This is a genomic window from Flavobacterium sp., from assembly GCF_044357305.1.
In the GTDB taxonomy this organism is placed as follows: Bacteria; Bacteroidota; Bacteroidia; order Flavobacteriales; family Flavobacteriaceae; genus Flavobacterium.
In genome coordinates, this window is record NZ_JBIKPS010000002.1 from 53854 (window position 1) to 68904 (window position 15051).

Annotated in this window: 8 protein-coding genes; 7 read left to right on the top strand and 1 reads right to left on the bottom strand. The window is 35.3% G+C overall.

Annotation, left to right across the window (positions count from 1 at the left end):
• Positions 1-2 precede the first annotated feature (2 nt).
• From rplA to ACIQ2J_RS02195, 7 genes are all read left to right on the top strand, one after another.
• Complete coding sequence (gene rplA / locus ACIQ2J_RS02165; protein ID WP_396166136.1) at positions 3-692, top strand: 50S ribosomal protein L1; 690 nt, start codon at positions 3-5, stop codon at positions 690-692.
• A 23-nt stretch (positions 693-715) separates the two neighbouring features.
• Positions 716-1219 (top strand): 50S ribosomal protein L10, encoded by a 504-nt coding sequence (gene rplJ, locus ACIQ2J_RS02170; protein WP_396166138.1) that lies wholly within the window; start codon positions 716-718, stop codon positions 1217-1219.
• Between the two features lie 54 nt (positions 1220-1273).
• Positions 1274-1642, top strand: a complete 369-nt coding sequence (gene rplL, locus ACIQ2J_RS02175; protein ID WP_396166140.1) for a 50S ribosomal protein L7/L12 — start codon at positions 1274-1276, stop codon at positions 1640-1642.
• 265 nt (positions 1643-1907) lie between these two features.
• Positions 1908-5720 carry a DNA-directed RNA polymerase subunit beta gene (gene rpoB / locus ACIQ2J_RS02180; RefSeq protein ID WP_396166142.1) on the top strand — a complete coding sequence of 1271 codons (3813 nt, stop codon included), beginning with the start codon at positions 1908-1910 and terminating at the stop codon, positions 5718-5720.
• 293 nt (positions 5721-6013) lie between these two features.
• Complete coding sequence (rpoC, locus tag ACIQ2J_RS02185) at positions 6014-10318, top strand: DNA-directed RNA polymerase subunit beta' (protein ID WP_396166145.1); 4305 nt, start codon at positions 6014-6016, stop codon at positions 10316-10318.
• A 2-nt stretch (positions 10319-10320) separates the two neighbouring features.
• Positions 10321-10635 carry a DUF3467 domain-containing protein gene (locus ACIQ2J_RS02190; protein ID WP_396166147.1) on the top strand — a complete coding sequence of 105 codons (315 nt, stop codon included), beginning with the start codon at positions 10321-10323 and terminating at the stop codon, positions 10633-10635.
• A gap of 280 nt (positions 10636-10915) precedes the next feature.
• Complete coding sequence (locus ACIQ2J_RS02195) at positions 10916-13183, top strand: aconitate hydratase (protein WP_396166149.1); 2268 nt, start codon at positions 10916-10918, stop codon at positions 13181-13183.
• Positions 13184-13578: 395 nt separating this feature from the next.
• Here the strand turns inward: ACIQ2J_RS02195 and ACIQ2J_RS02200 are convergent, their stop codons facing one another.
• Positions 13579-15027, bottom strand: a complete 1449-nt coding sequence (locus tag ACIQ2J_RS02200) for a glyceraldehyde-3-phosphate dehydrogenase (RefSeq protein ID WP_396166151.1) — start codon at positions 15025-15027, stop codon at positions 13579-13581.
• Positions 15028-15051 lie beyond the last annotated feature (24 nt).

Consider the following 15051-nt stretch of genomic DNA (forward strand, 5'->3'; position numbering starts at 1 on the left):
AAATGGCAAAATTGACAAAAAAACAAAAAGAGGCTGCTTCAAAAATTGAAAAAAACAAACTTTATAACTTAAAAGATGCTTCATCTTTACTTAAAGTTGTTGCTTCAGCAAAATTTGATGAGTCTGTAGATATTGCTGTTCGTCTAGGAGTTGATCCAAGAAAAGCAAATCAAATGGTAAGAGGTGTTGTAACCCTTCCTCATGGTACTGGTAAAGATACTAAAGTTTTGGCTTTGGTTACTCCAGATAAAGAAGCAGAAGCGAAAGCTGCTGGTGCTGACTATGTAGGTTTAGATGACTACCTTCAAAAAATTAAAGATGGTTGGACAGATGTTGATGTAATCATCACCATGCCAGCTATCATGGGTAAATTAGGTCCTTTAGGACGTATATTAGGCCCTAGAGGTTTAATGCCAAACCCTAAAACTGGAACTGTAACCATGGAAATTGGTAAAGCAGTTGCAGAAGTAAAAGCTGGTAAAATTGACTTTAAAGTTGATAAAACTGGTATCGTTCATGCAGGAATTGGAAGAATCTCTTTTGATGCTGACAAACTTGTAGATAACGCTCACGAAATTATTCAAACATTAATTAAATTAAAACCAACTGCAGCTAAAGGTACTTATATTAAGTCTATTCACTTATCAAGCACCATGAGTCCTGCTATTCCTTTAGATCCTAAAGGAGTATAATTGGTAGTTAAACAAATTTTATTATGACTAGAGAAGAAAAATCAATCGCGATAGAAGATTTAACTGCAAAGTTGGCCGAAAGTAATATATTTTATATTGCAGACACTTCTGGATTAAATGCAGAAACAACATCTAATTTAAGAAGAGCTTGCTTTAAAGCTGGAATTAAATTAGAAGTAGTTAAAAATACATTGCTTGAAAAAGCAATGGAAGCTTCAGCAAATGAATATGGTGATTTACCATCAGTATTAAAAGGAAACTCTTCTATATTTATTTCAGATACTGCTAACGCACCTGCTAAAATAATTAAAGATTTCCGTAAGAAATCCGATAAGCCTTTATTTAAAGGAGCTTATATCAATAGTGAAATATATATTGGTGATAATCTTTTAGATAGCTTAGTGGCTCTTAAATCAAAAGAAGAAGTTATTGGAGAAATCATCGGATTACTTCAATCTCCTGCTAAACGCATCATCGCAGCTTTGTTACACAATGCAGAGCAAAAAGGTGAAGTTGCAGCAGAATAATTAGCGCACGAGTAAACAAAAATAAATTACAAAACATTTTAAACGATAGAAAAAATGGCAGATTTGAAACAATTCGCAGAACAATTAGTTAACTTAACAGTAAAAGAAGTTAACGATTTAGCTACAATATTAAAAGATGAGTATGGTATCGAACCAGCTGCTGCAGCTGTAGTAGTTGCTGCTGGTGGTGGTGAAGCTGCTGCTGAAGAGCAAACAGAATTCACTGTAGTACTTAAAGAAGCAGGTGCTTCTAAATTAGCAGTTGTTAAAGCGGTTAAAGAATTAACTGGTTTAGGATTGAAAGAAGCTAAAGATATGGTAGATGGTGCTCCAACTAATATTAAAGAAGGAGTTACTAAAGCTGAAGCTGAAGGTTTGAAAAAATCTTTAGAAGAAGCTGGAGCTGTTGTTGAATTAAAATAATTCTAACATAGTTTTAGAACTAGGTTTAGGTCTTAAGTTTAACCACTTAATGACCTAAACCATTTTTCGTATAATAAAATTATAACACGTTTTATTATGATAACAGTTTAAGATACGAAAAAAATTTAATCAATACGATGAAAAAAATGAACTACATTTTCCTGGTTTATTTTTAAAGATGTGCTGATTAAAAAAGGAAAAGTATAGATTAAACAGTGTGTTTACACAAAAAACTACTTTTTTTTAATCAAAATTTTGTCCATTGATGATAACAAATCAGACTGAAAGATTGAATTTTGCCTCAACTAAAAACATTCCTCAATATCCAGATTTTCTAGATGTTCAGGTTAAATCGTTTAAAGATTTTTTCCAATTGGAAACTAAATCGGACGAAAGAGGCAACGAAGGGCTTTACAATACCTTCATGGAAAATTTTCCAATTACCGATACAAGAAACCAATTTGTATTAGAATTCCTAGATTACTTTGTTGATCCACCTCGTTACACTATTCAAGAGTGTATCGAAAGAGGTCTAACGTATAGTGTTCCTCTAAAAGCACGCCTTAAATTATATTGTACCGATCCCGAACATGAGGATTTTGAGACTATAGTTCAAGACGTTTATTTAGGTACGATTCCTTACATGACTCCAAGCGGAACATTTGTTATAAATGGAGCTGAGCGTGTTGTGGTTTCGCAATTACACCGTTCTCCAGGGGTATTCTTTGGTCAATCCTTCCATGCTAATGGTACTAAATTGTATTCTGCAAGAGTAATTCCTTTTAAAGGTTCTTGGATAGAATTTGCTACCGATATCAATAACGTAATGTATGCGTATATTGATAGAAAGAAAAAATTACCAGTTACTACACTTTTACGTGCAATTGGTTTTGAAAGAGATAAAGACATACTTGAAATATTTGACCTTGCAGAAGAAATTAAAGTTTCTAAAACGGGTCTTAAAAAATATGTAGGTAGAAAATTAGCTGCAAGAGTATTGAATACTTGGCACGAAGATTTCGTGGATGAGGATACTGGCGAAGTAGTTTCTATTGAACGTAACGAAATTATATTAGATAGAGATACTATATTAGATAAAGATAATGTAGAAGAAATTCTTAATGCTGATGTAAAAGTAATCTTATTACACAAAGAGGATAATAATCAAGTAGATTATACAATTATCCACAACACTTTACAAAAAGATCCAACAAACTCTGAAAAAGAAGCTGTTGAGCATATCTACAGACAATTGCGTAATGCAGAACCGCCTGATGAAGAAACTGCTCGTGGTATTATAGATAAATTATTCTTTTCTGACCAACGTTACAACTTAGGTGAAGTAGGTCGTTATAGAATGAACAAAAAGTTAAACTTGGATATTCCAATGGAAAAACAAGTTTTAACTAAAGAAGATATCATTACGATTATAAAATATTTAATTGAATTAATTAATGCGAAAGCAGATATTGATGATATTGACCACTTGTCAAACCGTCGTGTAAGAACTGTTGGAGAACAACTTTCACAACAATTTGGTGTTGGTTTAGCTCGTATGGCTAGAACTATTCGTGAGAGAATGAACGTTAGAGATAACGAGGTGTTTACACCAATTGATTTGATTAATGCCAAAACATTATCATCGGTTATCAACTCTTTCTTTGGAACTAACCAGTTGTCTCAATTTATGGATCAAACCAATCCATTAGCGGAGATTACCCACAAAAGAAGATTATCAGCCCTAGGACCAGGTGGACTTTCTCGTGAAAGAGCCGGGTTTGAAGTACGTGACGTTCACTATACGCACTATGGAAGACTTTGTCCAATTGAAACTCCTGAGGGACCAAATATTGGATTGATTTCCTCACTTGGTGTTTATGCTAAAGTGAATGGAATGGGTTTCATCGAAACTCCTTACCGTAAAGTAAACAATGGTGTGGTTGATTTAGTTTCTACTCCTGTATATTTAAGTGCAGAAGAAGAAGAAGGTAAAATGATTGCGCAAGCAAATATTGAAATGGATGCTAATGGTAAAATTACTGCCGATAAAGTTATTGCCCGTGAAGAAGGTGATTTCCCAGTAGTAGCTCCATCTGCGGTTCATTATACCGATGTTGCACCAAATCAAATTGCTTCTATCTCTGCTTCGTTAATTCCTTTCTTGGAACATGATGATGCGAATAGAGCCTTGATGGGATCTAACATGATGCGTCAAGCAGTACCATTATTACGTCCAGAAGCACCAATCGTAGGAACAGGATTAGAACGCCAAGTGGCTTCCGATTCTAGAGTATTGATTAATGCGGAAGGAAACGGAACTGTGGAATATGTTGATGCTAATAGAATCACCATTAAATACGACAGAACCGAAGAAGAAAGAATGGTAAGTTTTGATACAGACGAAAAAACATACCAATTAATTAAATTTAGAAAAACCAATCAAAGTACCTCTATTAACTTGAAACCTATCGTAAGAAAAGGGGACAGAGTTCAATTAGGTCAAGTGCTTTGTGAAGGATACGCTACTCAAAACGGAGAATTAGCAATCGGTAGAAACCTTAAAGTTGCATTTATGCCATGGAAAGGATACAATTTCGAGGATGCAATTGTAATCTCTGAAAAAGTAGTTCGTGATGATATTTTTACTTCTATCCACGTAGATGATTATTCTTTAGAAGTTAGAGATACTAAATTAGGTAACGAAGAGTTAACTAATGATATTCCTAACGTTTCGGAAGAAGCTACTAAAGATTTAGATGAAAACGGAATGATTAGAATTGGAGCTGAAGTGAAACCTGGCGACATTCTTATCGGTAAAATTACTCCAAAAGGAGAATCAGATCCAACTCCAGAAGAGAAATTGCTTCGTGCAATCTTCGGGGATAAAGCTGGTGATGTAAAAGATGCTTCATTAAAAGCTTCTCCTTCTTTACATGGTGTAGTTTTAGATAAAAAATTGTTTGCAAGAGCAGTAAAAGATAAACGTAAACGTACACAAGATAAAGATGCTTTAGGAGCATTGGAAATTGAATTTGAAACTAAATTTATTGAATTAAAAGATAAATTAGTGGAGAAATTGTTCTTAATAGTTAATGGAAAAACTTCGCAAGGAGTAATGAACGATTTGGGTGAAGAAGTTTTACCAAAAGGTAAAAAATACACGCAAAAAATGCTTTACGCTGTTGAGGATTTTGCTCACTTAACTAAAGGACAATGGGTTGCGGATGAAGACACTAACCGTTTGGTAAATGACTTGATTCACAACTACAAAATCAAATTAAACGATTTACAAGGTGCATTACGTAGAGAGAAATTCACTATTACTGTTGGAGATGAATTGCCAGCAGGAATTTTGAAATTAGCTAAAGTATACATCGCTAAAAAACGTAAATTGAAAGTTGGGGATAAAATGGCGGGACGTCACGGTAACAAAGGTATTGTTGCACGTATTGTTCGTCATGAAGATATGCCTTTCCTTGAAGATGGAACTCCGGTTGATATCGTATTGAATCCACTTGGTGTACCTTCTCGTATGAACATCGGTCAAATTTATGAAACCGTTCTTGGTTGGGCAGGTCAAAAATTAGGTAGAAAATATGCAACACCAATCTTTGATGGTGCAACTTTAGACCAAATTAATGAACTTACTGACGAAGCAGGAATCCCAAGATTTGGTCATACATATTTATATGATGGAGGAACAGGAGAACGTTTCCACCAAGCAGCAACCGTTGGAGTTATCTATATGTTGAAACTTGGACACATGGTGGATGATAAGATGCACGCCCGTTCTATCGGACCGTACTCACTTATCACACAACAACCACTTGGAGGTAAAGCGCAATTTGGAGGTCAACGTTTTGGAGAGATGGAGGTTTGGGCATTAGAAGCTTATGGAGCATCTAGTACTCTTCGTGAAATCTTAACAGTGAAATCAGATGACGTTATAGGTAGAGCCAAAACTTACGAGGCAATCGTAAAAGGTGAAACTATGCCAGAACCAGGATTACCAGAATCATTCAATGTATTAATGCATGAATTGAAAGGACTTGGTTTAGACATCCGATTAGAAGAATAAATAATAATTGTCAACCGTAGAGACGTGATTAATCACGTCTCTACTTTGGCATTTTCAGGTGTTTTTTAAAGATTTATACCCGTAACCCGTTCCGATTTTTTATATAGACTTATATAATTAGCACTTCAAAAAAATGTTTGAAGTTTAGAGAAGTAATCCGAGGTAGTGTTGTAAGTCCAAAGTTTGAAATTCCAAAGTCAAAGTCATTAGAGACTTTACGACTTTAAGACATTCGACATTCGACTAAAAACAAGAATCAATTTTTAATTGCAAATAAATCAATAGTAAAAACTATGATGAATAATAGAAACAACGACAAGAATGCACCTAAAAGATTTGAAAAAATCTCTATAGGATTAGCTTCGCCAGAATCAATTTTAGCTGAATCTAGAGGTGAAGTTTTAAAGCCAGAAACAATTAATTATAGAACGCACAAACCAGAACGTGACGGTCTTTTCTGTGAACGAATTTTCGGTCCAGTTAAAGATTTTGAATGTGCTTGTGGTAAATACAAAAGAATCCGATACAAAGGAATCGTTTGTGACCGTTGTGGGGTAGAAGTAACGGAGAAAAAAGTACGTAGAGACAGAGTAGGACACATCAACCTTGTTGTGCCAATTGCTCACATCTGGTATTTTCGTTCCCTTCCAAACAAAATAGGATACATCCTTGGATTGCCATCTAAGAAATTAGATATGATTATTTATTACGAAAGATACGTAGTAATCCAAGCAGGTATTGCAAAAAATGCTGAAGGAGAATCTGTTCAACGTTTAGACTTTTTAACAGAAGAAGAATATTTGAATATTTTAGATACTCTTCCTGCTGATAATCAATATTTAGATGATTTTGACCCTAATAAATTTGTTGCCAAAATGGGAGCAGAATGTATTATGGATTTATTGGCTAGAACGGATTTAGATGCACTTTCTTATTCACTAAGACATAGCGCAAACAATGAAACTTCGAAACAAAGAAAAACAGAAGCATTAAAAAGACTACAAGTAGTAGAATCTTTTAGAGATTCTAATATCAATAGAGAAAATCGTCCAGAATGGATGATTATGAAAGTAGTACCAGTTATCCCACCAGAATTGCGTCCGTTAGTGCCACTAGATGGTGGTCGTTTCGCAACTTCCGATTTGAATGACTTGTACCGTAGAGTTATCATCCGTAACAACCGTTTGAAAAGATTAATGGAGATTAAAGCTCCAGAAGTTATCTTAAGAAACGAAAAACGTATGTTACAAGAATCTGTAGATTCATTATTTGATAACACTCGTAAAGCTTCTGCTGTTAAAACAGAATCTAACCGACCATTGAAATCTTTATCGGATTCCCTTAAAGGAAAACAAGGTCGTTTCCGTCAAAACTTACTTGGAAAACGTGTGGATTATTCTGCTCGTTCGGTAATTGTTGTTGGACCAGAAATGAAATTGTTCGAATGTGGTATCCCTAAAGATATGGCTGCCGAACTTTACAAACCATTCGTTATTCGTAAATTAATCGAAAGAGGAATTGTTAAAACTGTAAAATCTGCAAAGAAAATAATAGACAAAAAAGAGCCAGTAGTTTGGGATATCCTTGAAAATGTAATTAAAGGACACCCAATATTACTGAATCGTGCTCCTACTTTGCACAGATTGGGTATTCAAGCTTTTCAACCAAAATTAATTGAAGGAAAAGCAATCCAATTACACCCATTAGTATGTACTGCATTTAATGCAGATTTTGATGGGGATCAAATGGCAGTCCACTTGCCGTTAGGACCAGAGGCTATTTTGGAAGCACAATTGTTAATGTTGGCTTCTCACAATATCTTGAATCCTGCAAATGGTGCGCCAATTACAGTACCTTCTCAAGACATGGTACTTGGTCTTTATTATATGACCAAAGAACGTTTGTCTACTCCAGAGCACCCAATTTTAGGTCAAGATTTGACTTTCTATTCTGCGGAAGAAGTAAATATTGCTTTGAATGAAGGAAGATTAGAGTTGAATGCACGTGTTAGAATTAGAGCAAAAGATTTTAACGAATCTGGAGAACAAGTATTCAAAATTATCCAAACAACTGCTGGTAGAGTTTTATTTAATGAAGTAGTACCTGAAGCAGCAGGATATATTAATGAAGTATTGACTAAAAAGTCGTTGCGTGATATTATCGGAAAAATCTTGTCGGTAACTAACGTTCCTACAACTGCAGCTTTCCTTGATGAAATGAAAGATATGGGATATAAATTTGCTTTCAAAGGTGGTTTATCTTTCTCATTAGGAGATATTAGAATTCCAGAACAAAAAACTAAATTAATTGCAGATGCACGTCTACAAGTAGATGCGATCTCTGTAAATTATAACATGGGTCTTATTACCAATAACGAACGTTACAACCAAGTTATTGATATCTGGACTTCTGCAAATGCGCAATTAACAGAATTAGCAATGAAAAACATTAGAGAAGACCAACAAGGTTTCAACTCAGTGTATATGATGCTTGATTCTGGAGCAAGGGGTTCCAAAGAACAAATTCGTCAGTTAACTGGTATGCGTGGTTTGATGGCTAAGCCTAAAAAATCTACAGCTGGTGGTGGTGAAATTATTGAAAACCCAATTCTTTCCAACTTTAAGGAAGGTCTTTCTATCTTAGAATATTTCATTTCTACTCACGGTGCTCGTAAAGGTCTTGCGGATACGGCTTTGAAAACGGCTGATGCTGGATACCTTACACGTAGACTACACGACGTTTCTCAAGACGTTATTGTAAACTCTGTAGATTGTGGTACTTTAAGAGGAATTGAAGTTTCTGCTTTAAAGAAAAATGAAGAGATTGTTGAAACTTTAGGAGAAAGAATTTTAGGTCGTGTAGCATTGCAAGATGTTATCAATCCTCTAGATTCTACAGTTATCATTCATGCTGGGGAACAAATTACCGAGGCTATCGTTAAAGCTATTGAAGAATCTCCTATTGAAAAAGTAGAAGTTCGTTCGCCACTAGTTTGTGAAGCTAAAAAAGGTATTTGTGCTAAATGTTACGGAAGAAACTTAGCAACTGGAAAAATGACTCAAAAAGGAGAAGCTGTTGGTGTTATCGCTGCACAATCTATTGGAGAGCCAGGAACTCAGTTAACACTTAGAACATTCCACGTTGGTGGGGTTGCGGGTGGTGTTTCTGAAGAATCAGGCGTAATAGCTAGATTTGGTGGTAAACTTGAAATTGACGATTTAAAAACGGTTATTGGCGAAGATGCTGATGGTAACAAAGTAAATATTGTTGTTTCTCGTTCAACGGAATTAAAATTAATTGATGTTAAAACAGGAATTCTGTTAAGTACACATTACATTCCTTATGGTTCTGTAATTAGTGTAAAAGATGGTGATGTGGTTGAAAAAGGCGCTACTATCTGTAAATGGGATCCATATAATGGAGTTATCGTTTCTGAATTTACCGGAAAAATTGCTTACGAAGATTTAGAACAAGGACAATCGTTCATGGTCGAAATTGATGAGCAAACTGGTTTCCAAGAAAAAGTAATTTCAGAAGGAAGAAATAAAAAATTAATCCCAACCTTATTGGTTTATGGTAAAGACGGAGAATTAATCCGTTCGTATAACTTACCAGTTGGTGCCCACCTTATGGTAGAAGATGGTGAGAAAATTAAAGCAGGTAAAATTCTTGTTAAAATTCCTCGTCGTTCTTCTAAAGCTGGAGATATTACTGGAGGTTTACCAAGAATTACGGAGCTTTTAGAAGCGCGTAATCCTTCTAATCCTGCTGTAGTTTCTGAAATTGATGGAGTAGTTTCTTTTGGAAAAATCAAAAGAGGTAATCGTGAGGTTATCATCGAATCTAAATTTGGTGAAATTAAAAAATACCTAGTAAAATTATCTAGTCAAATCTTGGTTCAAGAAAATGACTTCGTAAAAGCTGGAGTACCTTTATCCGATGGAGCAATTACTCCAGAAGATATTTTAAGAATTCAAGGGCCATCTGCTGTACAACAGTATTTAGTAAATGAAATTCAAGAGGTATACCGTCTTCAAGGGGTAAAAATTAATGACAAACACTTTGAGGTTGTTATTCGTCAAATGATGCGTAAAGTAAGAGTGGAAGATCCAGGAGATACTTTATTCTTAGAAGAGCAATTGATTCATACAAGTGACTTTATTCGTGAAAACGATAAATTATACGGAATGAAAGTGGTGGAAGATGCTGGAGATTCCGACAGTCTTAAACCAGGTCAAATTGTTTCTCCAAGAGAATTAAGAGACGAGAATTCGTTGTTGAAACGTAACGATAAAAATTTAGTTGTGGCTCGTGATGTTATTACGGCTACTGCAACTCCAGTATTACAAGGTATTACTAGAGCATCGCTTCAAACTAAATCGTTTATTTCGGCAGCATCGTTCCAAGAGACTACCAAAGTATTAAACGAAGCAGCAGTTGCGGGTAAAGTGGATACTCTAGAAGGTCTTAAAGAAAATGTTATTGTAGGACATAGAATTCCTGCAGGAACAGGTATGAGAGATTATGACGATATTATTGTAGGTTCTAAAGAAGATTACAATGATATTATGGCTAGTAAAGAAGAATATATTTATTAATTATGAACGATAACGATCAACCACAAGCAGGACAAATCAATATTGAATTGGATGAAAAAGTTGCTGAAGGAATTTATTCCAACTTAGCAATCATAAACCATTCACCATCCGAATTTGTTTTAGATTTTGTTGCCATAATGCCAGGAGTTCCTAAATCGAAAGTAAAGTCGAGAATTATCTTAACGCCACAACATGCTAAACGTTTGTTGAAAGCATTAGGGGAAAATATCCACCGTTTCGAACAAGCCCATGGCGAAATAAAAGATTCCGAACAACCGGTAATTCCTTTAAATTTTGGTCCAACAGGACAAGCATAAGATTTAAGGACTTACAAAATGTTTAGATAAATAAGTAAAATGAGCTCGATAGTATATCGGGCTCATTTTTTTGTTATATAGTATCTCTTTTGCAACTTACACGTCCTTTTATTAATTATACGCAATAATATCCTTGAATAATGTGTTTTTGATAAAAATACCACATCAAAAATAGCTATCTCATAAATTATTCAAAACAAACAACATATTTGACTAAAAATTTTTTAATAGTACCTCGATTTCGTAAATTTGCTATGCAAACAAATAAACCTATTATATTATGGCTTTTGATATTCAAATGATTGAAAAAGTATATGCGTCTATGGCTGCCCGTGTCGATAAAGCAAGGGAATTAGTTGGTCGTCCGCTTACTTTAACGGAGAAAATTTTATACAACCACCTTTGGGATGGTACTCCAAGTACTGTTTTTAAACGTGGAACTGACTATGTAGATTTCGCTCCAGATAGAGTTGCTTGCCAAGATGCAACTGCTCAAATGGCATTATTGCAATTTATGCATGCAGGTAAAAGAACAGTTGCGGTTCCTACAACTGTGCACTGTGACCACCTTATTCAAGCTAAAGTTGGCGCTAAAACTGACTTAGCTGTAGCAACTTCCCAATCCAAAGAGGTTTTTGATTTCTTATCATCAGTTTCAAATAAATACGGAATTGGTTTCTGGAAACCAGGAGCTGGAATTATTCACCAAGTAGTTTTAGAAAATTATGCGTTCCCTGGTGGAATGATGATTGGAACCGATTCACATACCGTAAACGCAGGTGGATTAGGTATGCTTGCTATTGGTGTTGGTGGTGCTGATGCCGTTGACGTTATGTCGGGTATGGCCTGGGAATTAAAATTTCCAAAATTAATCGGAGTAAAATTAACAGGAAAATTAAATGGTTGGACTGCTCCTAAAGATGTAATTCTTAGAGTTGCCGATATTCTTACTGTAAAAGGTGGAACAGGTGCAATTGTTGAATACTTTGGTGAAGGTGCAATCAATATGTCTTGTACTGGAAAAGGGACTATCTGTAATATGGGTGCCGAAATTGGTGCAACCACTTCTACTTTTGGTTACGATGATTCTATGAGAAGATATTTAGCTTCTACAGGTCGTCAGGATGTTGTGGATGCTGCCGATAAAGTAGCGTCTTACTTAACAGGAGATGATGAAGTTTATGCTAATCCAGAATCGTATTTTGATCAAGTTATTGAAATTAATTTATCCGAATTAGAGCCTTATATCAACGGACCTTTTACACCAGATAGAGGAACTCCAGTTTCTAAAATGAAAGAAGAAGCAGCTAAAAATGGTTGGCCTCTTAAAGTGGAATGGGGATTAATAGGTTCTTGTACGAACTCTTCTTACGAAGATATGGCTCGTGCAGCTTCTATCGTAGAGCAAGCAGTGGCCCACGGTATTACTCCTAAAGCAGAATTCGGGATCAATCCAGGTTCAGAACAAGTACGTTACACTATTGAAAGAGACGGAATTATTGCAACTTTCGAGAAAATGGGAACTAAAGTATTTACCAATGCTTGCGGACCTTGTATCGGTCAATGGGATAGAGAAGGTGCAGACAAAGGAGAAAAAAATACTATCGTGCATTCGTTTAACAGAAACTTTTCTAAACGTGCCGATGGAAATCCAAATACACACGCTTTTGTAACCTCACCAGAAATGGTTGCTGCATTAGCAATTTCAGGAGATTTATCATTTAATCCGTTAACGGATACTTTATTGAATGATAAAGGAGAAGCAGTAAAATTCAATCCGCCAACTGGAGACGAATTGCCAACTAAAGGTTTTGCTGTAGAAGACGCAGGTTTTCAAGCACCAGCTGCGGATGGATCTGGTGTTCAAATTTTAGTAAGCGAAACTTCTGATAGATTACAATTATTGGCACCTTTTGATGCTTGGGATGGTAAAAATTATACTGGAGTAAAATTGTTAATCAAAGCTTTCGGAAAATGTACTACCGACCATATCTCTATGGCTGGACCATGGTTACGCTTCCGCGGACATTTAGATAATATTTCCAATAATATGTTGATTGGTGCGGTAAATGCTTTTAACCAAGAGGCTAACAAAGTAAAAAACCAATTAACAGGTGAATACGGTGCAGTACCTGCTGTTGCAAGAGCTTATAAAGCTGCTGGTGTTGCTAATATGGTTGTAGGAGATCAAAACTACGGAGAAGGATCTTCTCGTGAGCATGCCGCTATGGAGCCTCGTTTCCTTGGAGTGAAAGCAGTTTTAGTAAAATCGTTTGCTCGTATTCACGAAACAAATTTAAAAAAACAAGGTATGTTAGCATTAACATTTGCTAACGAAGCAGATTATGATAAAATCCAAGAAAACGATACCTTCGATTTTGTTGACTTAACAAGTTTTGCTGCTGAAAAACCTTTAACTATTGAAATTACGCATGCAGATGGTTCTAAAGAATCCATTTTGGCTAACCATACCTATAACGATAGTCAAATTGGTTGGTTTAAAGCTGGATCTGCATTAAACCTAATTGCTGCTGCAGGCATTGCTTAATTAGTTAGTAAAAATATTTTTGCAAATAGAAACTTCCAAGGAAACTTGGGAGTTTTTTTGTGATTTATAGGATTCAAAATAGATTATAAAACCATGCACTTTCAGTGCTTCTCTCTTAAGTTTCTAATTTTTTTGCCACAGATTCACAGATTCACAGATTTTTAATCTGTGAATCTGTGGCTATTTTTAGCGATTAGCAATTTAACCTTGCAGATTTTTTGACTGCAAATCAAATCCATAGACTCTGATTCTGTAGTAGTTTAGTTAATTCAAACTATATTATTTACTTAATAAATCTTAATACTTTAATAGTTTATAAAAAATATGGTCCAAATAAAAACCCTTCCAAAGTATCAAACTTCGAAAGGGCTGAATTAACAATTAAATTTAATCTACTAGTAATAAGTGAATCTTCTAACTTTAGCAATATATTTTGCCAATCGAATTACTTGGTGACTATAGCCGTATTCGTTATCGTACCAAACATAAAGTACAATGTTATGTCCGTCATTAGAAACAATAGTTGCATTGCTGTCAAATATGGATGGTGCCGAAGTACCAACAATATCCGAAGAAACCAATTCGTTATTTAAGGAATATTTTATTTGTTCCACCAATTCGCCTTCCAAAGCATATTGTTTCATGATGTTGTTTACTTCCTCAATTGAAGTAGTTTTTCCAACTTCTAAATTCAATACTACCAAAGAACCATTCGGAACTGGAACCCGAATTGCATTAGAAGTTAATTTTCCTGCTAAATTTGGTAATGCTTTTGCAACGGCACTTCCTGCACCTGTTTCGGTAATTACCATATTTAACGCAGCTGCTCTACCACGACGGTATTTTTTGTGCATATTATCAACTAAATTTTGGTCATTGGTATAAGCGTGAATAGTTTCAAGATGTCCTTTCACTACACCAAGCGTATCTTCAACGGCCTTTAAAATAGGAGTTATAGCATTTGTAGTACAAGATGCCGCAGAGAAAATAGATACTTCATCGGGGTTAAATTCGTTATGATTTACACCATAAACAATATTCGGGACCCCTTTTCCAGGTGCCGTTAATAAAACTTTGTCCACCCCTTTAGAAACTAAATGTCGTTGCAATGCTTCTTCGGTAGTAAAAGCTCCAGTGTTATCAATCACTAAAGCATTATCTATTCCGTATAGGGTGTAATCAATTTCTTCTGGAGAATTTGCAGTAATCACATGCACGGTAGTTCCGTTGATGATTAAGGCATTATTCTCTATATCTGCTGCAACAGAACCTTGAAAATCACCATGAACCGAATCGTATCGTAATAATGACGCTCTTTTTTCTAAAGATTGTGCATCATTTCTATCACGAGTCACAATGGCACGCAATCGAAGTTGTTGCCCTTTTCCTATTTTGCTCATCATTTCACGAGCCAAAAGACGTCCAATTCTACCAAAACCATATAGCACTACATCCTTCGGAGTTATTTCTTCGGAGTTTTTAGCACCTTTTAATTTGTCAATTACAAAAGCACGAGCATCGTGGTATTTATTGTCTTCCAAATGGTATTCGTAAGTTAATTTACCAATATCAATTCTAGAAGGTGGTAAATCTAAATTTAAAATAGCACGTGCAATTTCTACAGTATCAAAAACATTAATAGGCTTTTGAACAAATTCCCCTGCATATTCGTGCAAGTTCATGATGTCACTAACCGTAGTGTCAATTAATTGGTTTCTAAAGAAAATTAATTCAATCGATTTGTCGTACCATAAATCGCTAGTAATTTTAATAAATTCAACTCCGGCTTTACGTCGGTCTGCTTGAAGCGATAATTCTTTTTCGTACAAAGTGTTTTTGTTCATGTGTAGTAAAATAGTTATGTTGTG

Coding starts and splice junctions, on each gene's coding strand:
- rplJ (WP_396166138.1), top strand. CDS start 716: ATGACTAGAGAAGAAAAATCAATCGCGATAGAAGATTTAACTGCAAAG.
- rplL (WP_396166140.1), top strand. CDS start 1,274: ATGGCAGATTTGAAACAATTCGCAGAACAATTAGTTAACTTAACAGTA.
- rpoB (WP_396166142.1), top strand. CDS start 1,908: ATGATAACAAATCAGACTGAAAGATTGAATTTTGCCTCAACTAAAAAC.
- ACIQ2J_RS02190 (WP_396166147.1), top strand. CDS start 10,321: ATGAACGATAACGATCAACCACAAGCAGGACAAATCAATATTGAATTG.
- rplA (WP_396166136.1), top strand. CDS start 3: ATGGCAAAATTGACAAAAAAACAAAAAGAGGCTGCTTCAAAAATTGAA.
- ACIQ2J_RS02195 (WP_396166149.1), top strand. CDS start 10,916: ATGGCTTTTGATATTCAAATGATTGAAAAAGTATATGCGTCTATGGCT.
- ACIQ2J_RS02200 (WP_396166151.1), bottom strand. CDS start 15,027: ATGAACAAAAACACTTTGTACGAAAAAGAATTATCGCTTCAAGCAGAC.
- rpoC (WP_396166145.1), top strand. CDS start 6,014: ATGATGAATAATAGAAACAACGACAAGAATGCACCTAAAAGATTTGAA.